The sequence below is a fragment of the Deferrisoma palaeochoriense genome (assembly GCF_054656955.1).
This window is the reverse complement of record NZ_BAAHXI010000024.1, coordinates 24,780-50,470: the sequence shown is the minus strand read 5'-3', so window position 1 is coordinate 50,470 and position 25,691 is coordinate 24,780. Positions and strand designations below refer to the sequence as shown.

23 protein-coding genes are annotated in these 25,691 nt (G+C 72.2%); 13 read left to right on the top strand and 10 right to left on the bottom strand.

The genetic code is table 11. From position 1 onward, the window contains the following. The coding region (locus ACYQ8L_RS08650) for a helix-turn-helix domain-containing protein (protein ID WP_459941386.1) at window positions 1–770 on the bottom strand (770 nt) is incomplete at its 3' end. Between the two features lie 341 nt (window positions 771–1,111). Between ACYQ8L_RS08650 and ACYQ8L_RS08645 the strand changes: the two genes are divergently transcribed. Further along, window positions 1,112–1,597 carry a PIN domain-containing protein gene (locus ACYQ8L_RS08645; protein ID WP_459941385.1) on the top strand — a complete coding sequence of 162 codons (486 nt, stop codon included), beginning with the start codon at window positions 1,112–1,114 and terminating at the stop codon, window positions 1,595–1,597. A 106-nt stretch (window positions 1,598–1,703) separates the two neighbouring features. Here ACYQ8L_RS08645 and ACYQ8L_RS08640 read toward each other — a convergent pair whose 3' ends face one another. After that, window positions 1,704–2,135, bottom strand: coding sequence for a pyrimidine dimer DNA glycosylase/endonuclease V (locus tag ACYQ8L_RS08640; RefSeq protein WP_459941384.1), 432 nt, complete (start codon window positions 2,133–2,135; stop codon window positions 1,704–1,706). 125 nt (window positions 2,136–2,260) lie between these two features. Here ACYQ8L_RS08640 and ACYQ8L_RS08635 point away from each other — a divergent pair, with 125 nt between their 5' ends. Further along, complete coding sequence (locus tag ACYQ8L_RS08635; RefSeq protein WP_459941383.1) at window positions 2,261–2,626, top strand: hypothetical protein; 366 nt, start codon at window positions 2,261–2,263, stop codon at window positions 2,624–2,626. Window positions 2,627–2,632: 6 nt separating this feature from the next. Next, window positions 2,633–2,884, top strand: coding sequence for a DUF3179 domain-containing (seleno)protein (locus tag ACYQ8L_RS08630; protein ID WP_459941382.1), 252 nt, complete (start codon window positions 2,633–2,635; stop codon window positions 2,882–2,884). A gap of 10 nt (window positions 2,885–2,894) precedes the next feature. Here ACYQ8L_RS08630 and yihG read toward each other — a convergent pair whose 3' ends face one another. After that, complete coding sequence (gene yihG / locus ACYQ8L_RS08625) at window positions 2,895–3,821, bottom strand: 1-acylglycerol-3-phosphate O-acyltransferase, YihG family (RefSeq protein WP_459941387.1); 927 nt, start codon at window positions 3,819–3,821, stop codon at window positions 2,895–2,897. 599 nt (window positions 3,822–4,420) lie between these two features. On the opposite strand from yihG, the gene ACYQ8L_RS08620 reads away from it, so the two are divergent. Continuing rightward, a complete protein-coding gene (locus tag ACYQ8L_RS08620; RefSeq protein WP_459941381.1) occupies window positions 4,421–5,407 on the top strand; it encodes a glycosyltransferase family 9 protein in 987 nt (328 codons plus the stop codon). On the opposite strand, the gene hpt is transcribed toward ACYQ8L_RS08620, so the two are convergent. Together hpt and ade are read right to left on the bottom strand one after the other, a co-directional pair. After that, entirely contained in the window at window positions 5,359–5,907 is a 549-nt protein-coding gene (hpt, locus tag ACYQ8L_RS08615) for a hypoxanthine phosphoribosyltransferase (protein WP_459941380.1), read from the bottom strand. The genes ACYQ8L_RS08620 and hpt overlap by 49 nt on opposite strands. A gap of 241 nt (window positions 5,908–6,148) precedes the next feature. Then, on the bottom strand, window positions 6,149–7,849 hold the full coding sequence (ade, locus tag ACYQ8L_RS08610; RefSeq protein ID WP_459941379.1) for an adenine deaminase: 1,701 nt from the start codon (window positions 7,847–7,849) through the stop codon (window positions 6,149–6,151). 142 nt (window positions 7,850–7,991) lie between these two features. Here ade and ACYQ8L_RS08605 point away from each other — a divergent pair, with 142 nt between their 5' ends. Together ACYQ8L_RS08605 and ACYQ8L_RS08600 are read left to right on the top strand one after the other, a co-directional pair. After that, window positions 7,992–8,339: a flagellar basal body rod C-terminal domain-containing protein gene (locus tag ACYQ8L_RS08605; RefSeq protein ID WP_459941378.1), complete on the top strand. Its 348-nt coding sequence runs from the start codon at window positions 7,992–7,994 to the stop codon at window positions 8,337–8,339. A gap of 157 nt (window positions 8,340–8,496) precedes the next feature. Further along, the gene (locus ACYQ8L_RS08600) at window positions 8,497–9,204 is read left to right on the top strand and encodes a hypothetical protein (protein WP_459941377.1); all 708 of its coding nucleotides are present in this window, start codon (window positions 8,497–8,499) and stop codon (window positions 9,202–9,204) included. Window positions 9,205–9,259: 55 nt separating this feature from the next. Here the strand turns inward: ACYQ8L_RS08600 and ACYQ8L_RS08595 are convergent, their stop codons facing one another. After that, on the bottom strand, window positions 9,260–11,161 hold the full coding sequence (locus tag ACYQ8L_RS08595) for a SurA N-terminal domain-containing protein (protein WP_459941376.1): 1,902 nt from the start codon (window positions 11,159–11,161) through the stop codon (window positions 9,260–9,262). 209 nt (window positions 11,162–11,370) lie between these two features. Here ACYQ8L_RS08595 and ACYQ8L_RS08590 point away from each other — a divergent pair, with 209 nt between their 5' ends. The 4 genes from ACYQ8L_RS08590 (at window position 11,371) to ACYQ8L_RS08575 (ending at window position 17,951) form a co-directional block, all read left to right on the top strand. Then, complete coding sequence (locus ACYQ8L_RS08590; protein ID WP_459941375.1) at window positions 11,371–11,775, top strand: PaaI family thioesterase; 405 nt, start codon at window positions 11,371–11,373, stop codon at window positions 11,773–11,775. A 34-nt stretch (window positions 11,776–11,809) separates the two neighbouring features. Further along, a complete protein-coding gene (rnr, locus tag ACYQ8L_RS08585; protein WP_459941374.1) occupies window positions 11,810–13,939 on the top strand; it encodes a ribonuclease R in 2,130 nt (709 codons plus the stop codon). Further along, window positions 13,936–15,615, top strand: coding sequence for an ABC1 kinase family protein (locus ACYQ8L_RS08580; protein ID WP_459941373.1), 1,680 nt, complete (start codon window positions 13,936–13,938; stop codon window positions 15,613–15,615). Before rnr ends, ACYQ8L_RS08580 begins: the two co-directional genes overlap by 4 nt. A 239-nt stretch (window positions 15,616–15,854) precedes the next feature. Then, window positions 15,855–17,951 carry an HD domain-containing protein gene (locus ACYQ8L_RS08575; RefSeq protein ID WP_459941372.1) on the top strand — a complete coding sequence of 699 codons (2,097 nt, stop codon included), beginning with the start codon at window positions 15,855–15,857 and terminating at the stop codon, window positions 17,949–17,951. A gap of 51 nt (window positions 17,952–18,002) precedes the next feature. Here the strand turns inward: ACYQ8L_RS08575 and ACYQ8L_RS08570 are convergent, their stop codons facing one another. The 4 genes from ACYQ8L_RS08570 to ACYQ8L_RS08555 are packed head-to-tail and all read right to left on the bottom strand — an operon-like array spanning window position 18,003 to window position 21,929. Beyond that, on the bottom strand, window positions 18,003–19,865 hold the full coding sequence (locus tag ACYQ8L_RS08570) for a chemotaxis protein CheA (RefSeq protein WP_459941371.1): 1,863 nt from the start codon (window positions 19,863–19,865) through the stop codon (window positions 18,003–18,005). Further along, complete coding sequence (locus ACYQ8L_RS08565; RefSeq protein WP_459941370.1) at window positions 19,862–20,227, bottom strand: response regulator; 366 nt, start codon at window positions 20,225–20,227, stop codon at window positions 19,862–19,864. The genes ACYQ8L_RS08570 and ACYQ8L_RS08565 overlap by 4 nt, the downstream gene beginning before the upstream one ends. Continuing rightward, window positions 20,224–20,658 (bottom strand): chemotaxis protein CheW, encoded by a 435-nt coding sequence (locus ACYQ8L_RS08560; RefSeq protein WP_459941369.1) that lies wholly within the window; start codon window positions 20,656–20,658, stop codon window positions 20,224–20,226. Before ACYQ8L_RS08560 ends, ACYQ8L_RS08565 begins: the two co-directional genes overlap by 4 nt. Beyond that, window positions 20,655–21,929 (bottom strand): methyl-accepting chemotaxis protein, encoded by a 1,275-nt coding sequence (locus tag ACYQ8L_RS08555; RefSeq protein WP_459941368.1) that lies wholly within the window; start codon window positions 21,927–21,929, stop codon window positions 20,655–20,657. Before ACYQ8L_RS08555 ends, ACYQ8L_RS08560 begins: the two co-directional genes overlap by 4 nt. A gap of 276 nt (window positions 21,930–22,205) precedes the next feature. Here ACYQ8L_RS08555 and rsmB point away from each other — a divergent pair, with 276 nt between their 5' ends. The 3 genes from rsmB (at window position 22,206) to rpe (ending at window position 25,591) form a co-directional block, all read left to right on the top strand. Next, the gene (gene rsmB, locus ACYQ8L_RS08550) at window positions 22,206–23,567 is read left to right on the top strand and encodes a 16S rRNA (cytosine(967)-C(5))-methyltransferase RsmB (RefSeq protein ID WP_459941367.1); all 1,362 of its coding nucleotides are present in this window, start codon (window positions 22,206–22,208) and stop codon (window positions 23,565–23,567) included. Continuing rightward, entirely contained in the window at window positions 23,564–24,517 is a 954-nt protein-coding gene (locus ACYQ8L_RS08545; protein ID WP_459941366.1) for a PASTA domain-containing protein, read from the top strand. The genes rsmB and ACYQ8L_RS08545 overlap by 4 nt, the downstream gene beginning before the upstream one ends. A gap of 420 nt (window positions 24,518–24,937) precedes the next feature. Next, window positions 24,938–25,591: a ribulose-phosphate 3-epimerase gene (gene rpe / locus ACYQ8L_RS08540; RefSeq protein ID WP_459941365.1), complete on the top strand. Its 654-nt coding sequence runs from the start codon at window positions 24,938–24,940 to the stop codon at window positions 25,589–25,591. Window positions 25,592–25,691: the final 100 nt, after the last annotated feature.

The following is a 25,691-nucleotide window of genomic DNA, read 5'->3' as shown; positions in this document are numbered from 1 at the left end:
TTATGTTTGAGCAAGTGGAGTTCGTGAAAATCCAACCGGTGCCGCTTTTGTCCCAACTCTCGGTAGACCGCACACCGCGGCACCAGGAAGGCCCCGGCGAAGCGGTTCACCGTTCGTTCCGCGCTGCGGGTGTCCGCCGGCTCGAGTAGCAGATGACCCAGCTCGTGGGCCAGGCTGAAGCGTTGTCGGTCTCCGGGAACCCCTCGCTTCACCACGATCACCGGAATCTCGTCGTTCGCCCAGACCGTGAGGGCGTCGAAGTCCTCGGGGGCGTCTACCAGCCCGACCTTTACGCCCTTGTCTTCGAGGAGTTCGGGCAGGTTGTCCAACGGGCCCTGCCCCAACGCCCATGCCTCACGGAGCCTTTCGGCAGCCAGCTCTGCATCCTCGGGGCGCTCCACCAGGCGGCTCCAGTCGTCCGGGATGGCGAACAGGGGCGTCTCGTCCGGAGCGAAGAGCCGCTCCACCGCGACGTATCGTTCGAGCCACTCGCGCACCTGTTCCAAGACCGCCTGCCGGTGCTTTTTCCCGAGAGCCAGTCGGCGACGGTATTCCGGCGGGGCAAGGCGGATGGTTTGGGGCCTCAGCAAAAATTCGACCTTTACGTCCAGCGCCCGTGCCAGTTGGATCAACACACCCGAACGGGGCACGGCCAGGCCGCGTTCGTACTTCGAGATCGCCATCGCGCTCACGCCGGCCCTCTCGGCCAGCTCCCGCTGGCTGATGCCCGCCCTCCGCCGAGCCGCTTTGATCCGCTCTCCGATTGCCATGTCGCTCCTCCGATTAGTTTACACTATGCCGCTGTATTGCCTTCTTGTAAACCGGAAGGCGCAGATCGGACCGTCGAACGGCCGGCCGGTGTCCGTCGGGTGGACAAGGCGGGCTAGCGAGGTCGGGTTTGGGCTGAAGGGCAGCCCCCCGCGGGCGGGCCGCAGGGTAGCCGTAGCGTGCGCGGGCATCCCGGCAGCCAGGCTCCCGGACCACCGGGCACGGGTTGCCGGCAAAGGCGCCGCCCAGGCAGAAACCCATGACGGGGCGGCACGGAGATTGACGGGGCCGCCCGAGGGCGCTAGGTTCGAAAGATCGAATCTTACCGGAGCGGAGGACCGCCATGGATACAACCCGGCTGTCGAGCAAGGGGCAGATCGTCATCCCGAAACACATCCGGCAGGCGCGCCGTTGGGAGCCGGGCACGGAGTTCGTCATCGAGGAAGCGGTCGACACCCATGTGCTCGTTCGGTACGTGACGAACGACGACCCGGCCCAGGCGGCGCGGGCGTTCGAACTACTGAAACACTCCCGGGATGTCTTTGTTCCGAAGACCGTGGTGCTGGAGACGGAGTGGGTGTTGAGGGCCGTTTACGGGCTGCCACGGGAGAACGTGAGGAACGCGTTGCTCCACGTGCTCGGCCTACCCAATGTGGTCGTGGAGGATGCCGAACGGGTGGCGGAGGCGATCGATCTGTACGACGGAGGAATGGATCTCGCCGACGCTTTGCATCTTTCGTCGAGTTCCGACGCGGACGAATTCTTCACCTTCGACCGCCGGTTTGAACGGCTGGCCCGTGGGCTGGAGCGGCCCGTGCGGCTCCTGTGAGCGTCGCCGCCGGGGGGGGAGCGCCATCCAGTTGGTTGTGGTTTGCCCCGCCCCGTGGGCCGGTTCGGCCCGAGCCCACGCCCGGCCCGGCAGGGGCGGCGCGTGCCTACTTCCTGACCTCCCAGGGCTCCACCGGGCCCGGCACGGGGCGGAAGGCGGGGTGGGGCTCGATGTCGGAGAGGGAGCGCAGCAACCGGTGGCGCTCAGGGTCCCGGACCGCGAGCTTTCGGAGCAGGTGGTCCCACTCGTACCGGAGTTGGCCGGTGGTCACGGGGATGGGGTCGGCCCGGGCCGCGGGGTCCACCTTGCCCGGGTCGAACCGGTACCCCCGGGCCCGGGCCTCGGCGAGCACGGCCAGGAGGTAGGCCTGGAGGGCGGCCACGGGGTCGGGCTGGGCCCGGAACCGAAGGAGCTGGGGGTGGCGGGTGTAGCCCCGGGTCTTCCCCTCGAGCACGGCCTTCGCCAGGAGCCCCTCCCGCCACAGGGCCACGAGCCCCCGGGCGTCGAGGTACCGGGGATGCAACGACCAGAGCCTCATCGCCGAGCCACCGACCGCGCGTGCTTCCGACCCATCGGTTTTCCTCCCTTTCCCCGGCCGGCGAAAGGTTCCCCCCGCGGCGGCGACCCAACGCCGGGTAGCGTCTCTCACGCGGGAGGAGAACCATGCGTTGGGGCATCGTGTTGGGAATGGCGGCGGTCCTCGCCGCCACGGGCGCACCGGGAGCCCAGGTGGAGCGGCAGGGGGGCCGGGTGTTCCTGGTGGACCAGCGGGGCGAGCGCTGGGAGGTGACCGAGGCCGAACGCCGCGGGTTCCGGCCCGAGGGCTTCCAATACGGCATCGGCCGCGACGCCTTCGTCCCCCTCACCGACGACGGGCTCCGGGAGCCCGTCCCGCCGCCCCCGCCGGGGCTCCGGGTGATCGGGGTGGGCCGCGGACGCGAGGCCCGGGCGTACTCGGTGCCGCTCCTGCGGGGCCACGAGGTGGCGAACGCCTGGGTCGGGGAAGATCCGGTCGCCGTGGCCTACTGACCCCTCGTGGACCTAGCGGCTGTGTACAGCCGCCGGATCGACGGCCGAACCCTCACCCTCACCCCCTCGGGCTGGACCTACCGCTGGACCTTCGTGCTGGTGGACCGGGAGACCGGAACCCTCTGGTACCCGGAACAGGGCGGCCTCCGGGGCATCCAGGGCCCGCTTGCGGGCCGGCGGCTCCCCGCGTTTCCCTCCGCCGACACGTCGTGGGAGGCCTGGCGCCGCCGGGAGCCGGACTCGCGCCTGCTGGAATAGCCAGGGGCCCCTACGCCCGGGCCGCGAGGCGCGCGGGCCGGACGCCGTACTCCTCGAGCATCGCCTCGATCCGCCGGTCCTTTTCCTCCCAGATCCCGTTCAGCCAGGCCTGGAACCGCTCCCGGAACCGGGGGTCGTGGAAGTAGTCGCCCAGGAGATCGGGCGTCACGGGCAGGGATTCCACGTGCACGCGGATCTCCCGGATCCTCCCGCACAGGAAGGCCCAGAACCGGGGCGGCCCCTCGGGGTACACGATGGTGACGTCGAGGATCCGGCTCAGCCGGTCGCCCAGGGCCGCGAGCACCAGGGCCGTTCCGGCCGCCTTGGGCCGGAGGAGGTGCCTGTAGGGGGAGCCCCGGGCCCGGCGCTTGGCCGGGGTGGCCCGGGTGCCCTCGGCGAAGTTCACGACCGAGATGGGGATGGTCTTGAACTTCTCGCAGGCCTTGAGGGTCTCCCGGAGGTCCCGGTCCCGGAGGTGGGGCTTTTTTTCGAGCACGGCCTTGGGCGTGCGTTTCATGAAGGGAAAATCCAGGGCCCACCAGGCGAGCCCCAAGAGCGGCACGTAGATGAGCTCCTTCTTGATGAAGAACTTGAGGAACGGGATCCGCCGGTGGAACACCTTCTGGAGTACCACGATGTCGGTCCAGCTCTGGTGGTTGGCGAGCACCAGGTACCACCCCCGGCGCTCGAGGCCCTCGAGGCCGGTCACGGTCCAGCGGATGGGCTTCGTGAGGTCGAGGCCGGTGTTGTTGCACGCGATCCAGGCCTCGGCGATGGCGTTCAGCACCCGGTCGCACCAGGCCCGCCAGCGGCTCCGGGGTACGGCCAGCTTGAGGAGTGCCACCGCGAAGAGCGGCAGGCACCAGACCACGGTGTTCACGGCGAGGAACGCGAGCGAAAGGACCCCGTTGAGGGGGCCGGGCATCCGGTGGAGCAGGGGTTTCATGGCGGAAACCTCGTAGACGGCTAGGACGCCGGGAGGCTGGGACGCTGGAACGCGAAACCATGGGGCCCGCGCCGCCGGAATGCTAGCCCGTCCGGACCGGAGGCCGCAACGCTCCGGGAAGACGCGGGGGGCTTCCTGGACGGGGAAGGGGCTCCCCGGGCATGATCGCGCCGGTGCGGGGGGCCGGTCGAGGGAGCGGCGTGCTCGCCGCGATCCGGGCCGAAGGCCCGGTTGGGGGGTGTGTCGCGGCGTGGAAGCCGCTCCTACAGGGAGGAACCGGCGCCGTTCTCGGGACCCGGCAGGATCTCGTGAAGCGTTCCCGAACACCCGTGGTTTTCCCCGGGGGTGGGGCTGGGGGCCCCTCCTTCGCTGAACGGCCTCACAGGGGCCGCCTCGGCGCGATCCGCTGCGGCGCGTGAGGGCACGCGCCGCGGCCGCTCCCCTGGCGCCGGGCGGCCCGCGCTGCTCGGCCGTCGCGCTTCGTCGGAACCCCCAGCCCCACCGCCGCCATTTGCATACTTTTTTGTGAGACGGACCACTAGCCGCCGCGCAGCCCGGCCGCCAGGCCAAATGAAGGAGGTGATCGGTCGGTGGAAACGCTCCTCTGCGGGCACCGTGACGGAACCTCCAGGGCCCCTGGGGCCGGGCTCCTCGTGTACCACCAGGGGGGCCTCGGGGATTTTGTGCTCTCGGTGCCGGCGATCCTGCGGCTCGCGGCCTGGGCCGGGGGGCCGCGGGCCTTCTGGGGGCCTTCGGACCGGCTCGCCCTTCTACCCGGGTTCGGCCCGGCACCGGGCGAGCTCCTCCGCCGGGGCCACGAGCTCTTCGGCGAGGCGCCGTCGGAGACGGTGCGGGGGGCCCTGGGCCGGTTCGGGTGGGTTGCGGGGTTCGGCGGCCGGGCGCCGCCCCGGTGGCTTCGCCACGCCGGGGACCGGGCGCTGGGGGTGGCCTCGTTCCCGCCCCCGGGGGGCCCCTGGGTGCCCCGGTTCCAGGCGCTCCAGCTCGACCGGGCCGGGGTGCCCCGGCCGCCGGGGCCCCTCCTTCGGGCCTGGCGTCGGGCGGTCCTCCCGGCCCGGGAGCCCCGGTGGATCGCGGTGCACGCCGGAAGCGGCGACCCCAAGAAGAACTTCCCCCCGGCGTTCTGGGCCGAGGCCTGCGGGGCGCTCGGCCGCGCGCTCGGGCTTCCGGTGCGGGTCATCCTGGGCCCGGCCGAGGCCGAGCGGGGCGCCCCGGGGTGGGAGGCCGTGGGCCCGGTCACGGTGTGCGGGGCGGTGCCGGAGCTCCTCGGGATCCTCGCCGGCGCGGCCCTTTACCTGGGGAACGACGCCGGCCCCACGCACCTCGCCGCGGCCCTCGGGGTTCCCACGGTGGCGGCCTTCGGGCCCACCAACCCGGGGCTCTGGCGGCCCCTGGGGCCCCGCGTGCGGGTGGTGCGGACCGGCGCCTCCTGCGCCCCGTGCACGGCCGGGGGCCCGATCGGATGCCCGGATCCCCGGTGCCTGGGCGAGCTCGACCCGGGGCTCGTGGTTCAGGCCGGGCTCGCGCTCGCTTCGGGCGGCTCCACGACCCCGATGTAGGGCAGGCACCGGTTCCGCTCGGCGTAATCGAGCCCGTACCCCACCACCCAGACGTCGGGGATGTCGAAGCCCACGTAGTGGAGGGTGACGTCGTGGCCGAGGCGGGCGCCCTTACGAAGGAGTACGCAGGTCCGGAGCGCGGCCGGCCTGCGGGCCCGGAGAAGCCCCTGGAGGTAGGCCAGGGTCGATCCGGTGTCCACGATGTCCTCCACCAGGAGCACGTGCCGGCCCGCGATGTCGATGCGTAGGTCCATGAGGAGCCGGACCGCGCCGGGCTCCCGGGTTTCCCCCGGGTAGGTGGACACGGCCAGAAAATCCACCCGCCGGGGCACCGTGAGCGCCCGGGCCAGGTCCGCCAGGAAGATGAAGCTCCCCTTGAGCACCCCCACGAGCACGAGCTCGTCCACCCCACGGTGGTCCCGGTCCACCTCCCGGGCGAGCTCGGCCACCCTCCGCCGGATCTGGGTTTCGTCGTACAAAATCCGTATCCGCTCGGCCATGGGTCCTCCGTACCGGGGATCAGACGTCTGAGGACAGAGGACAGAGGCGCCGACCGCATGCGGCTAGGCGGCGAGGTAGTTGGGCGGCTGCCGCCAAGCCGCCTAGTGGTCCGTCGCACAAAAACGTATGCAAATGGCGGCGGTGGGGCTGGGGGTTCCGACGAAGCGCGAGGCCGTTCAGCGAAGGAGGGGCCCCCAGCCCCACCCCTGGGGAAAACCACGGGTTTTCGGGAACGCCTCACTAGCTGCCCAGCGGTTGGCCGCTTGCGGCCAACGGAACGATTCGGCCCTCGCCCACGTCCACGAGCCCCCGGTCGGTGAGCTTGAGCTCGGGGATCACCTCGAGCCCGAGGAAGCTCAGGGTCCAGAACGGCTCCGGGATCGCCACCCCGAGCTCCCGGGCTGCCCGGTCGAGTTCGTGCTGGGCCCGGGCGACCTCCTCGAGGGGTGCCAGCGAAAGGAGCCCGGCCACCGGGAGCGGCAGGAGCGCGAGCACCCGCTCGCCCGAGGCCGCGGCCATGCCGCCCCCGGCCTCGGCCACGGCCCGGGCGGCCGTGAGCATGGAGGCGTCGTCCATGCCGAGGACGATCAGGTTGTGGTGGTCGTGGGCCACGGTGCTCGCGAGCGCCCCCTGCCGGAGCCCGAAGCCCCGCACGAGCCCCAGGCCCACCCGGCCGGTGCCCCGGTGGCGCTCGATCACGGCCAGTTTGGCCAGATCCCGGGACGGGTCGGGCGCCCTGCCGCCGAGGTCCACCACCTCACAGCGGGTCGCGATCTGGCCCGGCTCCACCCGGATCACCCGGGCCCGGCCGGCGGTCGGCAGGTCGAGCCGGACCCGGTCCCAGGCGATCCGGACGGTATCGCGGAGCGCAGCCGGGGGTTGCGGCGGCTCGCCGGGCGGGGCGGTGTCCACCCTCCGGCCCTCCCGGTACACCGCCACGGGCCGGGGCTCCCGCAGGTCGTCCCAGAGCACCAGGTCGGCCCGCCGGCCCGGGGCCACGGCGCCGCGGTCAGAGAGCCCGTAGGCCTCGGCCGGGTTCAGGGTGGCGAGCCGCCAGGCGACGAACGGGTCGAGCCCGAGTTCCATGGCCCGGCCGAGGGCGAAATCGACCCCGCCCCGCTCCAGGAGGTCGGCCGGGGAGAGGTCGTCGGTGCACAGGCAGAACCGCCGCTCGGTTGTCGGGGTCACCAGGGGCAGCAGGGCCTCCAGGTTCCGGGCCGCGCTTCCCTCCCGGATCAGGATGCGCATCCCCCGGGCCAGCTTTTCCCGGGCCTCTTCGGGGCCGGCCGCCTCGTGGTCGGTGGAGGGGCCCAGGGCCAGGTAGGCGTTGAGAACCCGGCCCGTGACCCCGGGGGCGTGGCCGTCGACCCGGTCGAAGCCGACCTCCAGTTCCGAGAGGACCCGGGGATCCCCCCGCACCGCGCCCCCCACGTCCATGAGCTCCCCGAGCCCCACCACGCCGGGCAGCTCCCGGAGCGCGGCCAGGTCTTTGGGCTCGATCCGGGCCCCCGAGGTGGCCAGATCGGTGGCCGGCACGCAGGAGGGCAGGGTGACGAGGAGCTCGCAGGGCTCGCCCCGGCCTTCGGCCAGGAGCCAGCGCAGGCCCGGGAGGCCCGAGACGTTGGCGATCTCGTGGGGGTTCGTGACCGCGGTGGTGACGCCGCGGCGGGCCAGGGCCCGGCCGAACTCCCGGGGGTGGAGCAGCGAGCTCTCCAGGTGCACGTGGGCGTCGATGAGCCCCGGGCCGAGCACCCGGCCGGCGGCGTCCACCTCCTCCCGGCCCCGGTACCCGGCGCCCACCCCCGCGATCCGGCCCCCGGCCACGGCCACGTCGGCCGTCTCGAGGGTGCCCCGGAACACGTCGAGCACCCGGGCGTTTCGGAACACGAGGTCCGCGGGTTCGTCGCCCCGGGCCACGGCGAGAAGGCGGCGTCGGTCCATCTGCTTCCTCCGGTGCGCGAGAAAGATAGCTCGCTGCCGCGCGGATTCAAGCCGTTGGTTCCGGCGGCCGAGAAGGGAAAGGAAGGACCCTGGATCGATGCGGATCCTGAATCCGGAGGTCGCTCTTGCCCGGGAGGTTGTCATGATCCGAGCCCTGCACGCCGCCGTTTCGGGCGCCCTCGCCCGGCAGACCCAGGTGGACGCCGCCGCGAAGAACCTCGCCAACGCCACGACCCCCGGGTACAAGCGCCTCGAGGTGACCCTGCAGGAGACCCCCGGCGGGGTCCGGGCCGAGGCCGCGCGGGAGGAGACCCCCGGGCCGCCGGTTCCCCCGGAGCCCCCCGATACGGAGCCGGCCGAGGGGTCCAACGCGGACCCGGTGCGGGAGATGGCCACCCTGATCGAGGGACAGCGGGGGTTCGAGGCCGACCTCCAGGTGCTCCGGGCGGCCGACGAGATGCTCGGGACCCTGCTGGATTGGAAGGGCTGAGGGGCGTCGGCCCAATGGGACGCGAAGGGCCGGGAATCGGTGGATTTTCGTTCGTCGCCGGTCGGTTGTCGTTTGTCGTTAGCCCGTAACGACCTGCGACGTGCGGCCTTAGAGCTTCCCAGCTTCCCAGCTTTCTAGCTTTCCAGCGGATTCATCCATGCACGGAGGCAGCCGGACGGCCTTGGCGGCCGCCCTTTTCGTTGCGTTGACGGCGGGATCGGCGGGCGCCGGGGTGGAAACCCGGCTGCTCGCCGCCCTGGAGACCCACCGGGTCGTGGTGGTGGGGGAGCGCCACGGGTTCGAACCGGGCCACCGGTGGTTCGGCCGGGTCGCGGTCGCGGCGGCCCGCCGGTTCCCGGGCCTGGCCGTGGGGCTGGAGCTGCCGGCCGACCTCCAGCCCGCGCTCGACCGGGGCGAGACGCCGGACCTTCCGCCGGTGATCGGGGGCCCGTCGTATCGGCGCCTGCTCGGGGACCTCCAGGCCCTCCGGCGGAAGGGGGCGGTCCGGCTGGTGGCCCTCGACCTGCCCCGGGGCGAGCTGGGCGACCGGGACGGCCACATGGCCCGTCGCGTCGCGGAGGCTCTGGCGGCGGGCGCCCCCCGGATGCTCGCGCTGGTGGGGAACCTCCACGCCTGGGGCGCCGGGGGAAAGCTCGGGGGCCGGCTGCGGGCCGCCGGCGCCCCGTGCTTTCTCGTGGGCACGGTCCCGGGCCCGGCCGCCCCCCGGTGGTGCCCCCCGGGCACCCCGGGCCACGAGACCCTTTCGGCCCACATCGAGGCCCTGCTTCCCCCCGGCCCTTTGTCCGGCCCGGGGTTCGACGCCGTCGTCTCCTGGGCCGCGGAAACGGAAACGGCCCGGCGCTGAACGCCGGGCCGCCGAATCCCCAACTCCTCCGTGCCCTCCGTGGTGGGAGGCCTCCCTACCCTTCCAGCCGGACCAGATCCTCGTTGATCTCGATCTCGGCCTCTTTGCGGAGTTGCTGGAGGTACTCTTCGAACACCTGCTCCTGCTTTTTCGCGAGGAGCTCGGCGCGGATCTTCTCCCGCTCGGCCTCGAGCCCCGCCATGTCGGGCTCGATCTTCTCCTCTAGGCGCACGGCGTAGATCTTGCCGTTCACCTCGAAGGGCTCCTCGGCCACCTGCCCCGGCTCCAGCCCGAACACCGCCTCCTTGAGCTCGGGCGACCAGCCGATCTTGGGCACGGCCCCGCCCTTTTTCACGAAGGGGTCCGTGGTCTCGGCCGTGAGGCCCGAGGCCTTCAAGGCTTCGTCCCACCCCTTCTCCCGGGCCGTGGCCAGGAACTCCTCGGCCTTCTTCCGGGCCAAGCGCACCGCCTCCTGCTTGCGGTAGGCGGCCTCGACCTGGTCCCGCACGTCCTCCAGGGGCGGCACCTCGGCCGGTTTGAGCTCGGCCAGGGCGATGAGGTAGGTGCCCTGGGGGGTTTCGAGCACCTCGCCGGGCTGCCCGGGCTCCAGGGAGAAGAGCACCTCCCGGAACTCCTCGGGCTTGGCCACCCCGGGCACGGGCTCGGTTTTCGCCAGAAGCGGGGTGGTTTTCACCTCGTGGTCTTTGGCCAGGTCCTCCCAGGTGACCTTGCCGTCCTCCAGGTCCATCAGGGTGTTGTCGGCCGCGGTGAACGCGAGCTCCAGGGCCTTGCGCCGCCGGATGTCCCGCTCGATCTGGTCCCGGACCTCCTCGAGGGGCTTCTGCCGGGCCTCCCGGTGGTCCTCGACCCGGATCAGGTGGTACCCGAAGGGGGTGCGCACGGGCTCGCTCACCTGGCCGGGCTCCAGGGAGAACGCCACCTTCTCGAACTCGGGCACCATCTTGCCCCGCTCGAAGTACCCGAGGTCCCCGCCCTTGTCCTTGGAGCCCGGGTCCTCGGAGACCTTCTTCGCGAGCTCGGCAAAATCGGCGCCCTCCTCGATCTGCTTCCGGATCTTCTCGATCCGCTCGCGGGCGGCCTTCTCCTCGTCCTCGGAGGCGTTTTGGGGCAGCCGCACCAGGATGTGCCGGGCCCGCACCGCCTCCTTCTCGGCGAACTCGCCGGCCCGCCAGTTGTACTCCTGGCGGATCTCCTCGTCGGTGACCTCCACGTCCTTCTCGAACGCCTCGGGGGCGAAGAGCACGTACCGGGCCGAGCGGCGCTCGGGGGTGCGGTACTGCTCTTTTTGGGCCTCGTAGTACTCGGCCAGGGCCTCGTCGGTCACCTCGACCTGGGGCTCGAAGGCCTCGGGCCGGAACGCCACGAACGAGATCCGGGCCTTGGTGTTGCGGTCGCGGTACTCGGCCTCGATCTCTGCGTCGGTGACCTGGGCCTGGGCCCGGATGGCCTGCTCCACCTTGCGCAGGAGGAGTTCCCGCCGGGTGGACTGCTCGTACTCCAGCGGGGTGATCCGGTTGGCGTCGAGGAGCTGGAGGTAGCGCTGCTTGCTGAACCGGCCGCCCTCCTGGAACGCCCCCACCGCCTGGATCGCGGCCGCGAGCTCCTCGTCGGTGACCTCAATGCCCCGCCGGTCGGCCTCCTGCAGCAGAAGGGCCTGGTCGATGAGCTGGTCCAGGGCCCGGCGGGCCAGCCCCAGCTCCTTGGCCATGCGGGCGTTCCAGCGTTCGCCGTAGGCCTGGCGGTAGAGCTCCGCCAGGTTCCCGTAGGCCCGCTGGTAGGTGGCCAGATCGATCTCGGTGCCGTTCACCTTGGCCACGTAGGCCGGCTTCTGGGACCGCACGCCCCACCCGAAGAAGAAGATGAACACGAGGATGATGAGCCCCAGAACCGCCTGGACGTAGGGGTTCCGGACGTTCTTTCGGATCTGGTTCAGCATGGCCGAGGTCTCCCGGTCTGGATCGAAACGCGGACGGTCGCACGAAGCCGGGTACGCTACCCCAAAGCCCGGCGGAAAATCAAGAAAACCCGCGGGGTAGGCGCCTTCGCCGCCCCCCGGGCCCCGGGGGGATCGTTGCCCGCCCCGGCGCCCGCCGCTATACTGCCGGGCCCATGTGCAACGGGCGCATTCCGGAGGAACGACCGGCCATGGAACTGCGCTGGCAGGACAACTGTTTCGTCTGCGGCAAGGAGAACCCCGAGGGGCTCCGGCTGGAGTTCCGGTTCGACGAGGCCGCGGGAACGATCGAGACCGTGTGGACGCCCCGGCCGGTCCACATCGGGTACGAGGGCATCGTGCACGGCGGCCTGGTGGCCACGCTCCTGGACGAGGCCCTGGGCAAGCTCACCACCCTCCTGGGCACGCCGGCCGTGACCGCGGAGCTCACCGTGCGGTATCTCAAACCCGTGCCCGTGGGCCGGCCGCTCCGGGTCACGGGCCGGGTTTCGAACGGCCGGGGACGGTTGCTCACGGGCGAAGCCGAGGCCCTCCTGGAGGACGGCACCCCGGCGGCCCGGGCCACCGCCAAGCTCGTGCGTACCCGCGCCGGCTGACGGCGTTTCTTGCGGCAGCGAAAGGACTCCACCCATGGCCCCCAAACCCGAAACCATCGTCGGCTTTTTGCGGGAGAAGGCCCCCCACCCCCTGACCGCCCGGGAGCTCATGAAGGGGCTGCGGGTGCCCCGGGCCCAGGAGGCCGAGTTCCTGGCCCGGCTCGGGGAGCTCGTCGAGGCCGGCCAGGTCGTGGAGATCAAGGGCGGCCGCTACGCCCACCCCTCGCGGGTGGGCCTGGTCGTCGGCCGGCTCACGGTGCACCCGGACGGGTTCGGGTTCGTGGTGGCCGAGGAGCCCGACCAGCCCGACGTGTTCATCAAGCCCCGTTGGCTTCGGGCCGCCATGCACGGCGACCGGGTGGTGGCCCGCATCGAGCGCCGGCCCCCCAAGGGGCCCGAGGGCCGGATCATCCGGATCCTGGAGCGGGCGAACCCGCGGGTCATCGGGGTGGTGCGGGTGCGGCGCAAGGCCGCGGTGGTGGTTCCCCTGGAGGAGCGGCTCCTCCACGAGGTCTACGTGGCCCCCGACGATCTCGGGGGCGCGGCCGACGGCCAGATCGTGGAGGTGGAGATCACGGCGTTCCCCACCGACGAGGCCGGGCCCGAGGGCCGGGTGGTGCGGGTGCTGGGGAACCGGGGCGAGTCGTCGGCCGAGGCCAAGGCCATCGCCCTGAAGCACGGCATCCCGGTGGAGTTTCCGCCGGAGGTGTTGGCCGCCGCCGACAAGGTGCCGACCAAGGTCCGGCCGTCGGACCTCAAAGACCGGGAGGACCTCAGGGATCGCCCCTTCGTGACGATCGACGGCGAGACCGCCAGGGACTTTGACGACGCCCTGGAGCTCGAGGAGCTCGAGCGGGGGCGGTTCCGGCTGCGGGTTGCGATCGCCGACGTGAGCCACTACGTGAAACCCGGGGGACTCCTGGACGAGGAGGCCTACGCCCGGGGCACCTCGACCTATTTCCCCGACCGGGTGTTTCCCATGCTCCCGGGGCGGCTCTCCAACGGCATCTGTTCCCTGAATCCCGGGGTGGATCGGCTGGCGATGGTGGCCGAGATGACCTTCACCCGGGGCGGCCGGCGGGAGGCCTCGCGGTTCTATCCGGCCGTGATCCGAAGCCGGCACCGGCTCACCTACACCCGGGTGGCCCGGATCCTGGGCGACCCGGACTGCCCGGAGGCCGAGGAGCTCGCCGACGTGACCCCCATGCTCCTCAAGATGGGGGAGCTGGCCCGGCTGATCCGGGCCCGGCGGCGCGAGCGGGGCAGCGTGGACTTCGACCTGCCCGAGGCCGAGATCGTGCTCGACGTGCGCGGCCGGCCCGAGGACATCGTGCGGGGCCAGCGCAACGAGGCCCATTTCCTGGTGGAGGAGTTCATGATCGCGGCCAACGAGGCCGTGGCCGATTTCCTCACCCAGAAGCGCATCCCGTGCCCCTACCGGGTGCACGACGCCCCCGACCCCGAAAAGCTCGCCGAGTTCCGGCGGTTCGTCCACAACTTCGGCTACACCCTGAAGGGCCGGGCCCGGCCCCACCCCAAGGACTTCCAGGCGCTCATCGCCCAGGTGGAGGGCAAGCCCGAGGAGCGCATGATCCACAACATGATGCTCCGGACCATGGCCAAGGCCGTGTACTCCCCGGAGAACATCGGCCACTTCGGCCTGGCCTCGGAGCGCTACCTCCACTTCACCTCGCCGATCCGGCGGTACCCCGACCTCATCGTGCACCGGGAGCTCAAGAAGGCCCTCCAGCGGCGGGCCGCGTCTAAGGCCTGGCGCGAGAAGGAGCGGAAGTACCTGGAGGATGCCTGTCCCCACCTCTCGGCCCGGGAGCGGGCGGCCGAGGCGGCCGAGCGCGAGGCCGTGCAGTGGAAAAAGTGCGAGTTCATGGCCGACAAGGTGGGCACCGAGCACTGGGGGTTCATCGTGGGGGTGGCGAGCTTCGGGTTCTTCGTGGAACTGGAGACGTACTTCGTGGACGGGCTGGTCCACGTGTCGAGCCTCCGGGACGACTTTTACCACTTCTCCGAGGAGACCCAGTCGCTCATCGGGGAGCGCACGGGCCGCACCTTCCGGATCGGCGACCGGGTCCGGGTGCGGGTGGACCGGGTGAGCGTGCCCCGGCGGCAGATCGACTTCGCGCTGGCGGAGGCGCCCCGGCCGTGAACGTGCTCGCCCTGACCCGCACCTACCGGTCCCTGGGCCGGATCCGGGAGATCGCCCTCGTGCTCTCCAAGCACGGGTTCAACCAGCTCCTGGAGCGGGCGGGTCTGGGACGGCTCGTGCCGTTCTCCCGACGGATCCGGGGCCGGAGCGGGGTGGAGGGGGACGTGCCGGCCCCGGTGGAGTGGCGGCTGGCCCTGGAGGACCTGGGCCCCACCTTCGTCAAGCTGGGGCAGATGCTCTCCACCCGGCCCGACCTGGTGCCCCCGGCCTACGCCGAGGAGTTCCGAAAGCTCCAGGACCGGGTTCCCCCGTTTCCCTTCGAGGAGGTCCGGCGCATCGTGGCCGAGGAGCTGGGGGAGGACCCGGAGGCCGTGTTCTCCCGCATCGAGCCCGAGCCCCTGGCCGCCGCGAGCATCGCCCAGGTGCACCGGGCCTGGCTCGTGGACGGCGCGGCCGTGGTCCTGAAGGTCCAGCGGCCCGGCATCGACCGCACCGTGTCCCAGGACCTCTCCACCTTGTACCTCCTGGCCGGGCTGGTGGAACGCTACATCCCCGAGGCCCGGCCGTTTCGGCCCCGGGAGATCGTGGACGAGTTCGCCCGTACCCTGAACCGGGAGCTCGACTTCTTCCTCGAGGCGTCCAACATCGAGCGGTTCCGGCAGAACTTCGAGGAGTTCCAGGACGTCGTGATCCCGGCCGTCCACTGGGAGCTGACCTCCAAGCGGCTCCTCGTGATGGAGGCCATCGAGGGCTGGCCGGCCGACGAGCCCGAAACCCTCCGGGCCCACGGCATCGAGCCCGGGCCCCGGGCCCGGGTGCTCGCCCGGGCGTTTTTGAAGCAGGTGTTCGACGACGGCCTGTTCCACGGGGATCTCCACGCCGGCAACGTGCTGGTGACCCCCGAGGGGCGGGTCGCGTTCCTCGATTTCGGCGCTGTGGGATACCTCTCGGAGGAGGCCCAGGAGCACCTGGGGGAGCTCTTTCTGGCCCTGGTGACCCGGGACTACGCCCAGATGGCCGAGGGCTTCGTGCGGCTCGGGAGCGCCGAGGACTCGGTGGACCTGCGGGCCTTCCAGCGGGATTTGAAGGAGCTCATCGAGCCCTATTTCGGCCGGCCCCTCAAAGACCTGCGGATCGGCCATCTGCTCCGGGAGGCCTCGGAGATCGCGCTGCGCCACCGGGTGCGGGTGCCCCCGGATCTCATTCTCCTGGCCCGGTCGATCCTCACGGTGGAGGGCCTGGCCCGAACGCTCGATCCCGAGTTCGTGGTGCTCGACGAGGCCGTTCCCTACGCCCGCAAGCTCCTGCTGCGGCGTCTCGACCCCCGCCGCCAGGCCCGCCTGGCGTACCGCACGGCCCGGGACCTCCGGGACCTGGTGCGGGCCGTGCCGGGCCAGATCACCCGCATCCTGCAGAAGCTCCTCGAGGGGAAGCTGGCGGTGGATTTCGTGCACCAGGGTTACGAACCGGTACTCCACGAGATGGACCGCTCCACGAACCGGCTGTCGTTCGCCATGATCGTGTCGGCCCTGATCATCGGTTCGAGCCTCATCGTGCTGGCCGGCCGGGGGCCGCTCCTGTGGGACTTCCCGGTGTTCGGGATCCTGGGGTTCCTGGTGGCAGGGTTCCTGGGGTTCGGGCTCGCCATCGCGATCCTGCGCACCGGAAAGTTCTGACGCCCCCCTTCCGGTCTTTCCCCTTGTGTGGTACCCAGGAAGTTCCCGGTAACCCCTTGGACCCCGAACCCCTGCGGCCTTCACCCCGCGGGGTACGGTATCGCGGCTTGGAGGCCGCTTCCACAGGTTAGAGCAGCCGATGACGCTGGAATTGCGAAGGATCTTGGCGTCCGAGCCTTATAGCCTCCTAGCTTCCTAGCCTCCTCGTCTCCCAGCGGCACCCACAGGGAAGGTATCGCGTGTCGGACCGGTTCACCCGAGAGAAGGAACAGATCCTCACCCAGTACATCCTCCACCACGCCCTCGACGAGGCCGAGGTAGGCGAGCTGGCCGAGCGCCTCGACCGGGCCCTGGCCAAGGCCGAGGCGCTCCACGCCGGCCAGCGCCGGAAAACTGGGGAGGAGTACATCTGGCACCCGGTGCGCACGGCCATGGAGGTGAGCCGGTACGGCCGGATCGTGGACTGGGCCTCCGTGGAGGCGGCCCTCCTCCACGACACCCTGGAGGACACCGACTACACCTACGGGGAGCTCGAGGCCGAGTTTCCCGAGGCCGCCCCCCTGGTGGCGGCGCTCACCAAGATCAAGGACAGCCGGGTCCTCACCTACCAGCGGCTCTTCAGCTACGTGCTCCAGGACATCCGGGTGCTCCTGGTGAAGCTCGCCGACCGGCTCGACAACCTGGAGAGCCTCTCGGTGTTCCGGCGCGACAAGCAGGTGCGCATCGCCCGGGAGAGCGCCGAGATGTACGCCAACATCTGCCGGCGCCTGTGCATGCTCGACCTGGCGGAGCGGCTCACCGAGAAGATCGGGCCGATCCTCTACCCCGAGGCGTTCGAGCGGTTCCGGGCCGCCCAGGAGGAGCTCAAGAAGGGCTGGGCCCGGCCCCTGGAGGACCTGCGGCAGAAGCTGGCCGAGGCGTTCCCCGGGGACCTCCAGGCCCGGATCGAGGTCCGCTGGAACCGGTTCCGGCCCGACGTGCCCCCCACCACGGAGCACCTGTTCACCGTGCGGATCGTCACGGCCTCGTCCGAGGACGCCTACCGGGCCCTGGGGCGGGTCCACCTGAACTTCCGGGCCCTCCCCGGCGGGTTCTCGGACACCCTGAGCGTGCCCCGGAAGAACGGGTTCCGGGCCCTGGAAACCCGGGTGTCCTACCAGGGGCGGATCCTGAGCTTCTACGTGGCGCCGTCGGCAGCCGACCGGTTCAACCGGCTGGGGCTGCTGGCCATGGACATCACGAGCCCGGAGTTCAACCTGGAGTACCTGGAGGAACTGCGGGAGTTCCTCCAGAACGAGGACATGGACATCCAGGACTTCCTGCGGTTCCACAAACCCGACGCGATCCAGGTCACGAGCCCCCGGGGCGACGTGTTCAGCCTGGAGGAGGGGGCCACGGCCCTGGACTACGCCTTCGCGGTCCACGAGCAGCTCGGGCTCCGGGCCGTGGGGGCCCGGGTGAACGACGAGGAGGTGGGGCTGGGCACGCCCCTGAAACCGGGGGACCGGATCGAGATCGTCACGGCCGACGGGCCGGTGGCGGACGACCGGTACCTGGACTGGGCCCACACGCGAAAGGCGCTCGCCGCCCTGCGCCGGTACATGCGCCGGAAGGAGGCCGACCGGGCCGCAGCCACCGGGAGGCAGTGGGTGGTCGAGGCGGCGCGGGCCCGGGGCCTGGCCGAGGAGCAGGTGGACGAGCGGGCCATGCTCCGGGCGCGGGAGCTGGGAGACATCCCGGTGGAGGAGCTCTACCGCCGGGTCTGCCTGGGGGAGGAGGAGATCGATGCCGTGCTGGGCCCGGGCCCGGCCGGCGGCCGGCTCTCCCTGTTTCGCCGGCGCCGGCCCCAGCCGGTGCGCCGGGTGCGGCGGTATGTGTTCGACGACCCCCACATCCGGTTCTGCCCCGAGTGCGCCCCGGTGGAGGGCGACGAGATCGTGGGGGTGCCCGAGGAGGGGCGGCTACGGGTCCACCGGGTGGTGTGCCCGCGGGTGGCGGGCGGCGGGGGGGTGCCCCTCGACTGGGACCGGGGCGGCCGGGGGGATCTCAGGGACCCCGGAACGGTGGAGCTCGAGATCCGGCTCGAGGACGGCCCCGGGGTGCTCTACGGGGTGCTGGCCGCGTTCCGGGACCTGGGCCTCGACATCCAGCGAATCCAGCTGCCCCGGGGCAACGAGGTCCTCACGGCCCGGATCCAGCCGGGGAGCGACCGCACCCTGAACCGCCTGATCCGCTCGCTCCGGCGCCACGGGTTCGTAAAGGAGATCCGGGTGTTCCCGGGACTGGAGGAGGCCGGGACCCCGGAGCCGAGGAGGCTCGACGGCCGTCAATCGTGAAACGCGACACGGCTGGGCGCCCGGGGCCGAGAGACCCCCGCGCCCCCCCTTTCAGTCCCCCCCCAGGCTCGGGGGGTCCAGCAGGAACACCAGCCGGCCGTCCCCCAGCACCGAGTAGCCGCTCACGCCCCGCAGGGCCCGCAGGGGCCCCTTGAGGGGCTTGATGAACAGGTCCTCCTCCCCCAGGAAGGCGTCCACGGCCAGCCCCACCACCCCCGCGGCCGTGGTGGCCAGCACCAGGGGCATCCGCTCGAACTGGGTGCGGCACGGAAACCCCACGATCTTCCCCAGGGCCTCGATGGGCACCTGGCCCTTCTCGGTGAGGAGCACGTGCCCGTCCGGGGTGCGGCGCACGTCCCGGGGCGAGGCCTCCACGGTGCGGTGGATCGCCCCGGTGGGAAGGGCGAGCACCCGGCCCCCCACCTCCACCAGGAGCACCGGCACGATGGCCACCGAGAGGGGCAGGCTCATGCGCACCTCGGTGCCCTCCCCCGGCGACGACGAGAGGTCCACCGTGCCGCCCATGGCGTCCACCTGGGCCTTCACGACGTCGAGCCCCACGCCCCGGCCCGAGAGCTCCGACACCTCGTCCCGGGTGGAGAACCCGGGGCGGAACAGGAAGGCGAAGATCTCCCCGGGGCTCAGGGCCCGGCTGTCCGCCTCGGACACGAGCCCGAGCTCCACCGCCCGGCGCCGCACCGCCTCCACGTCGATGCCCCGGCCGTCGTCGCGCACCCGCACCTCGACCCGGTTTCGCACCCGCTCGGCCTCGATCCGAAGGAGGGCCCGGGCGGGCTTCCCCAGGCGCTCCCGGACCTCGGGGGGCTCGATGCCGTGGTCGAGGGCGTTTCGCACCAGGTGCACCAGGGGGTCGGAGAGCTGGCCCAGGATGGATTTGTCGAGGCCGATCTCCTCGCCCCGCACCTCCAGGTGCACGGATTTCCCCAGCCGGGCCGCCTGTTCCCGCACGAGGCGGCGCAGGCTTCCCACCACCAGCCCGAACGGGAGCATCCGGAGCTCCATCACCTTGCCGTGGAACCCCCGGACGATCCGGCCGAGCCGGTCCACCTCCTCCAGCAGCACCTCCGAGCCGAGCCGGCGGGCCGTGGTCTCGATGTGGCTCCGGGCGATGGTGAGCTCCCCCAGGAGGTCCACGAAGGCGTCGAGGATGGCCACCGGCACCTGGACCTTGTCGGGCAGCCGGACCCGGCCGGGTTCGGGCTCGGCCGGCGCCTCCACCGCCGGGGCGCCGGGCTCCGGGGCCTCGGGTGGCGCCGCGTCCGCCTCGTCGGGGAACTCGAGCCCGGCCACCTCGCTCAGGGTCTCGTAGATCGCCTCCACGTCGGCCCGGTCGAGGCCGTGGACCGTGAGCTCGAGGGCCTCCACGGGCTCCCCCTGGAGGATCCGGGATTCCGGCGGGTCGCAGGCGACCTCGGGGTCGGCCTCCCGGAACCGCAGGAGCACCAGGTAGGCCCGGGCGGCCGGGGAGCCGCAGTCGGGGGCGAGCCGCACCCGGACCCGCAAGGCCCCTTCGTCCCCGGCCGGCGGGGGACGGCCCAGGTCCCGGCCGAGGTCGGCCCAGTCCACGTCCCCGGTGCCGCCGGCCGCGATGTCGTCCCGCATCTCGGCGAGCCGGTCGCAGGCCCGCAGCGCGAGCTCCCGCTCCTCGGCCGTGGGCGGCTCGGGCCTCGCGCGCCAGGCGTCCAACACGTCCTCCAGCCGGTGGGCCAGGGCGGCCATGGCCTCGAACCCCATGGACCCGGCCATGCCCTTCAGGCTGTGGATCTCCCGGAACACGGCCTCCAGGTCCCCGGGCCCGATCCGGTCGCGGCCCAGGATCTCCTCGGCCGCGTCCAGGTGCCGCAGGCTCTCCTCGAGAAACAGCTCCCGGTAGCGTTCCATCTGGCCGCTCATCGGCCCGCTCCCGCCTTGTCCACGGCCTCCCGGAGCTTCTCCGGGGCGACCGGCTTGATCACGTAGTCCCGGGCCCCCAGCCGGATGGCCTCGAGGATCGAGGCCTCGTCGCTCACCGACGAGCACACGATCACCCGGGCCTCGGGGTGGCGCCGCCGCAGCTCCCGCAGGGCCTCGAGGCCCCCCATCCGGGGCATCACGAGATCCAGGGTCACCACGTCGGGCCGGTGCTCCTCGTACCGTTCCAGGGCCTCCACCCCGTCGCCGGCCTCGGCCACCACCTGGTGACCCGCGGCCTCCAGGATGTCGCGCAGGGTCCGGCGCATGAACACGGCGTCGTCCACCACCAGCACCCGGCTCACCGCACCCGCTCCGCGAGATCCCGCAGGAGGGCGTCGAGATCCAGCACGTGGATCCGGGCGCCCTCCACCTCGAGGGTCCGGTCGAGGAACGGCCCGTCCCACCGGCCGAGCACCTGGGCCACCCGGGCCCGGGCGAGCGGGGTCACGAGGCCCTGGGCCCGCTCCACGAGAAGCCCCAGGATGCCGTCCTCCCAGTCCACCACCGCCACGACGGACCGCAGGGGGTCCACCCGGGGCTTGAGCTCCAGGACCGAGGCCAGGTGCACCACGGGCAGGAGCTCGCCGTGGTGGTTCAGGGCGCCGAGGAACGGCTTGGGGCGGCCGGGGATCGGCACGGGCTCCTCGTAGCCCACCACGGTGTTCACCCGGTCGGCGGGCAGGCCGAACCGCTCGCCGTCCACCTCCACCACGAGCACCGAGGGCGTGCTCACGCCTCTTCCCCCTCGGGCAGCCGGAACCGGGCCACCCGGGCGTTGAGGTCCTCGGCCATCTCGCTCAGGCGCATGGCCGCGTGGGCCATGTCCTCCATGGCCGCGGTCTGGTGCTCCAGGGTCGTGGAGACCTCGTGGGTCGCCGCGGCGTTGGCCTCGGCCACGGCGGCCACCCGGTCGGCGAAGTTGGCGATCTCCCGGCCGCCCTCCACCTGCTCCTGGATCACGGCGAGCACGTCGTCCATGCGCCGGGCGTTGTCGGCCACGAACCCGCTGATCTCCTCAAGGGCCCGGCCGGCGGACTCCAGCCCCTCCCGGCCCTCGCGCACCTTGGCCCGGGACGACTCGAGCACGCCCCGCACGCCCTGGCCGGCCTCGTCGAGCCGCCTGAGGAGCGCCGTGATCTGGTCGGCGCTCTTCTCGGCCGAGTCGGCGAGCTTTCGGATCTCGCTCGCCACCACGGCGAACCCCTTGCCCTCCTCTCCGGCCTTCGAGGCCTCGATGGCGGCGTTCAGGGCCAGCAGCGTGGTCTGGCGGCTCAGGTTCGTGATCACGTCGGCGAACCGCTGGACCTGCCGGATCTGCTCGGAGAACTTCACCGCGGCCTCGGCCGAGCTCTCCAGGTCGGTCAGCACCGATTCCAGGCGCGCAAACCCCTCCCGGGCCGTGCGGTTCCCCTCCTGGGCCTGGGCCTCGGCCGTGGCCGCCGCCTCGGCCGCGAGCCGGCAGGTGCCCTCGATCCGTTGGAGCCCGGCCTCTAGTTCGTGGATCCGGTGGACCACCTTCTCCACCTCGGCCTTCTGCTCGGCGACCCCCCGAGCCACCTCCTCGGTGGTCACGGCGATCTCCTCGGTGGAGGCGTTCACCTCCTCGGCCGTGGCCGACAGGTTCTGGGCGGCCGAGGCCACTTCCGTCGACGTCCGCAGGATGTGACCCACCATCTGGCGCAGGTTCGTGAGCATGGCGTTCACGGCCCCGGCCAGGTCGTCCAGTTCGTCGGGAAACCGCCGCTTTCCCAGGCTCACCGCGTGCCGGAGATCCCCCTCGGCGATCCGCAGGGTGGCGGCCCGGAGCTCCCCCACGTGCCGGGTGAGGCCCTTGGTGAAGGCGCTGCCCATGACGAGCCCCACGGCGATGGCCGCGAGCGGCGGGATGAGGCTCTGGGCCCAGGCCGGCAGGTCCAGGAACCCCACCAGGTAGGGCACCAGGACCACCGCCGCGATCACCAGGATGAATCCCAGGATGAACTTGTACCCCATGTCGATACGCATGGATCACCCTCTGTCTCGGCTGGAAAGCTGGCAAGCGGGAAGGCTTGGGATCGCGATCGGAGCGGGCCGGCCCCATGTGTCGAATCGTGAGCCGACCGTCCCCTTCCCGTTCCCCTCCGTGCTCTCCGTGTTCTCCGTGGTTCCCCGGCGCCTGGCAGGCGCGCCGGCGAGTCTATCATCCGGGCCGGGCGCCCACAAACGCCGAGAACGCCACGGATTTCCGCTCTTTGACTTCCCCCACCCCCGGGGCTATAGTGCCGCCCCCGGAGTTCGCCCGTGACCCGATCCCCCAATCCCAGATCCGTCGCCGTCGCGGTCCTGGAGGACGTGGACCGCCGGGGGGCCTACGCTGACGAGGCCCTCGACGCCCGGCTGCGCCGCGCGGGCGGCATGCCCGGCCGCGACCGGGCCCTGGTGGCGCACCTCGCTTACGGCGTGCTGCGGTGGCGAAACGTGGTGGACGCGCACCTGGCCCGGGCGAGCTCCCGACCCCTGGCGAAGCTCCATCCTACGGTGCTCGCCGTGCTGCGGGTCGGGGCCTTCCAGATCCTGTTCCTGGACCGGGTGCCGGCCCGGGCCGCGGTGCACGAGGCCGTGGAGGAGGTGCGCCGCCGCCGGCTCGGCCACGCCTCGGGGTTCGTGAACGCCGTGCTCCGGGCCGTGGCCCGCCGGGCCGGGGACCCGCTCCCGGAGCCGGCCACCCCCGCCGGCCGCCTCGCCCTACGTTTCGGCTGCCCCGAGTGGATCGTTGAGCGGTGGCTCGCCGAGTGGGGCGAGGCCGGGGCCGAGGGGCTCGCCCGGGCGGCCTCGCGGATCCCGGACAGGTTCCTGCGGGCCCGGGGGGACCGGGAGGGGCTCCTCGAACGGCTTCGGGGCGAGGGGGTGGAGGCGGAGCCCGCCTCGTTCGCCCCCCAGGGGATCCGGGTGCGGTTCCAGGGCGCCCCCGGGGATCTCGGCCCGGTGCGGGACGGCTCGGCCGTGGTGCAGGACCAGGCCTCCCAGCTCGTGGTGGAGGTGCTCACCCCCGAACCCGGGTGGAAGGTGCTCGACGCCTGCGCGGCCCCGGGCCTCAAGGCCCTCCAGGTCGCCGAACGGGTGGGGCCCGGGGGGAGGGTGGTGGGGCTGGACCTTCACCCCCATCGGGTGCGGGGCCTGGCCGGCCTGGCCCGCCGGATGGGGGCGGGGAACCTGCTCGGCGCCGCGGCCGACGCCCGCCGGCCGCCGGTCGGGGGCGGGTTCGACGCCGCCCTGGTGGACGCGCCGTGCTCCGGGCTCGGGGTGCTCTCCCGGACCCCCGAGGCCAAATGGCGGCGGACCCCGGCCGACATCGAGGGGCTTCCCGTGCTCCAGGGCGAGATCCTGAGGGCCGCGGCCGATCGGGTGCGGCCCGGCGGGGTGGTGGTGTACGCCACCTGCACCACGCTGCGGGCCGAGAACGAGGCCGTGGTCGAGGCCTTCCTTGCGGCCCGGCCCGACTACCGGCTGGAGCCGCCGCCCGCCGAAGGCGCCCCCTGGGCGCGGTTCGTCACTCCCGAGGGGTTCTTTCGCACCTTCCCCGAGGGCCTCGCCGGCGAGGGGGCCGAGGCGGTGGACGGCTTCTTCGCGGCCCGGCTTCGCCGCACCGGGGGAGCCGCGTGAGGCGGGGTGTCGTCGTCACGGTGTACGCCCTTTTGCTTGTGGTCTCGGCCGGGCTCGGGGCGTACCTGGCCGTGGCCTGGCTCGTGGAGCGGACCCCCGAAGTGGAGGTTCCCGACCTCCGGGGCCTCGCCCTGGGGGAGGCCCTCGACCGGCTCCAGGGCACGGGGCTCGATTTGGAGGTGCGGGATTTCGATTACTCGGACACCGTGCCCGAGAACCACGTGCTGCTCCAGCATCCCCGGCCCGGGGCCCGGGTCAAGGCCGGCCGGGGGGTCGGCGTGATCCTTTCCCGGGGCCCCGAGCGGCACCCGGCGCCGGACCTGCGGGGGCTCTCCCTCGAGGACGCGAGGATCCGCCTAGAGGAGCTGGGTCTCAAGGCCAGGGTCGAGGCCCGGGTCCACCGGGGCCCGGAGGGGCGGGTGGTGGGCCAGGGGGTGGCCCCGGGCCAGACCCTGCCCCGGGGGGCCGAGGTGCCCCTGGCCGTGAGCCGGGGGCCCCGGCCCACCCTGTGGCGCATGCCCCGGTTGGCGGGGCTGCCGCTGACCGAGGCCCTGGACCGGATCGACCGACTGGGGCTCCGGGTGGGGCGGATCGAGGAGGTGGAGATCCTGGACCCGGCCCAGGCCGGCCGGGTGGTGGCCCAAGACCCGTTGCCGGGGTTCCCGGCCGAGGAGGGGCGACTCGTGTCGCTCACGGTGGCGGGCACGGCGCCGGCGCTGGGGGCGGCCCGGGCGGTGTACCTGTTCCACCGGATCCCCCCCGGGTTCGGAAAGGCCCGGGTCCAGGTGGTGTGGCGCGCGGCGGGCCGGGCCTGGACGGTGCGGGACGAATGGGTGCCCCGGGGCACGGCGGTGCGGGCCGCCGTGCCCGCCGGGCTCGCCGACCGGGTGGAGCTCTGGGTGGACGGCCGACCGGTCCAGACCGCCACCCCGGCCGAGCTGGGGCTGTGAAGGAGGCTGGAAGGCGGGGAGGCCGGAAAGCCGAGGATGCCGCGGCCGCCCGAGGAGAACGGACGAGAACCATGGGGTTCTTGCCTTGATGCTTCCCAGCTTCCTCGTAACTTCGGCTGGGAGGCTGGGAAGCTAGGGCGCTAGGATGCAAAAATCTTTGGTGATTTTGGGATTACCATGCGTCCCGCCCTGGGGAAGTGGTCTCCCCACGAGGGACCAGATTCCAGGGGCCAGGTGTCAGAGGATCCCTGTCCTCCGTGGTCTGTCCACCCATGACTGGCACGGACGCCGCTCCCACAACGGGCCCCGAGCCGAGCGGTATCTTGCTGCTTGCAGGGTCCCGGGAGGCCCAAGAAGGCTTCCCAGCTTCCTAGCCTCCTAGCTTTCAAGCTTTCTAGCCTTTTCCAACGGAGTCCTCCCATGCCCATCATCGCGCCGAGCATCCTTTCCGCCGACTTCGGCCGGCTGGCCGAGGAGGTCCGGGCCGTGGACCGGGCCGGGGCCGACTGGATCCACGTGGACGTGATGGACGGCCGGTTCGTGCCGAACCTCACCATCGGCCCCCCCGTGGTCAAGGCGGTGCGCCGGGCCACGGAGAAGCCCCTGGACGTGCACCTGATGATCGTGGAGCCCGAGCGGTACGTGGCCGCCTTCGCCGAGGCCGGGGCCGATCTCCTCACGGTGCACGCCGAGGCCTGCCCCCACCTCCACCGGAACCTCCAGCAGATTCGCGACCTGGGGAAGAGGGCGGGGGTGAGCCTGAACCCCTCGACCCCGGTGTGCGCCGTGGAGCACGTGCTCGACCTGGTGGACCTGGTGCTGGTGATGAGCGTGAACCCGGGGTTCGGGGGCCAGAGCTTCCTCGATCTGGCCGTGCCCAAGATCCAGGCCCTGAAGCGGATGGCGGCCGAGCGGAACCTCTCGTTCCACATCGAGGTGGACGGCGGCATCACCCACGAGACGGTCGGCCGGTGCGCCCGGGCCGGGGCCGACGCCTTCGTGGCCGGCTCGTACGTGTTCGGGGCCGAGGATTACGCCGGGGCCATCGCCCGGCTCCGGGCCGGCGCCTCTTGACTCCGGGGGTCGGTTTGCTAAGGTAGGGCGTTCTTTTTGCCGGAAACCCGTGCGGATTTGCGCCGCGGACCGCCCCGGGCGGCCGGCGGCCTTTGGAGGG

What these genes read in the sequence shown, in the direction of transcription:
- ACYQ8L_RS08590 (WP_459941375.1), top strand. Translation starts at nt 11,371, where the DNA reads ATGGAACTGCGCTGGCAGGACAACTGTTTCGTCTGCGGCAAGGAGAAC.
- ACYQ8L_RS08635 (WP_459941383.1), top strand. Translation starts at nt 2,261, where the DNA reads ATGCGTTGGGGCATCGTGTTGGGAATGGCGGCGGTCCTCGCCGCCACG.
- ade (WP_459941379.1), bottom strand. Translation starts at nt 7,849, where the DNA reads ATGGACCGACGCCGCCTTCTCGCCGTGGCCCGGGGCGACGAACCCGCG.
- rnr (WP_459941374.1), top strand. Translation starts at nt 11,810, where the DNA reads ATGGCCCCCAAACCCGAAACCATCGTCGGCTTTTTGCGGGAGAAGGCC.
- rpe (WP_459941365.1), top strand. Translation starts at nt 24,938, where the DNA reads ATGCCCATCATCGCGCCGAGCATCCTTTCCGCCGACTTCGGCCGGCTG.
- ACYQ8L_RS08605 (WP_459941378.1), top strand. Translation starts at nt 7,992, where the DNA reads ATGATCCGAGCCCTGCACGCCGCCGTTTCGGGCGCCCTCGCCCGGCAG.
- ACYQ8L_RS08645 (WP_459941385.1), top strand. Translation starts at nt 1,112, where the DNA reads ATGGATACAACCCGGCTGTCGAGCAAGGGGCAGATCGTCATCCCGAAA.
- ACYQ8L_RS08555 (WP_459941368.1), bottom strand. Translation starts at nt 21,929, where the DNA reads ATGCGTATCGACATGGGGTACAAGTTCATCCTGGGATTCATCCTGGTG.
- hpt (WP_459941380.1), bottom strand. Translation starts at nt 5,907, where the DNA reads ATGGCCGAGCGGATACGGATTTTGTACGACGAAACCCAGATCCGGCGG.
- ACYQ8L_RS08595 (WP_459941376.1), bottom strand. Translation starts at nt 11,161, where the DNA reads ATGCTGAACCAGATCCGAAAGAACGTCCGGAACCCCTACGTCCAGGCG.
- ACYQ8L_RS08640 (WP_459941384.1), bottom strand. Translation starts at nt 2,135, where the DNA reads ATGAGGCTCTGGTCGTTGCATCCCCGGTACCTCGACGCCCGGGGGCTC.
- ACYQ8L_RS08570 (WP_459941371.1), bottom strand. Translation starts at nt 19,865, where the DNA reads ATGAGCGGCCAGATGGAACGCTACCGGGAGCTGTTTCTCGAGGAGAGC.
- ACYQ8L_RS08600 (WP_459941377.1), top strand. Translation starts at nt 8,497, where the DNA reads ATGCACGGAGGCAGCCGGACGGCCTTGGCGGCCGCCCTTTTCGTTGCG.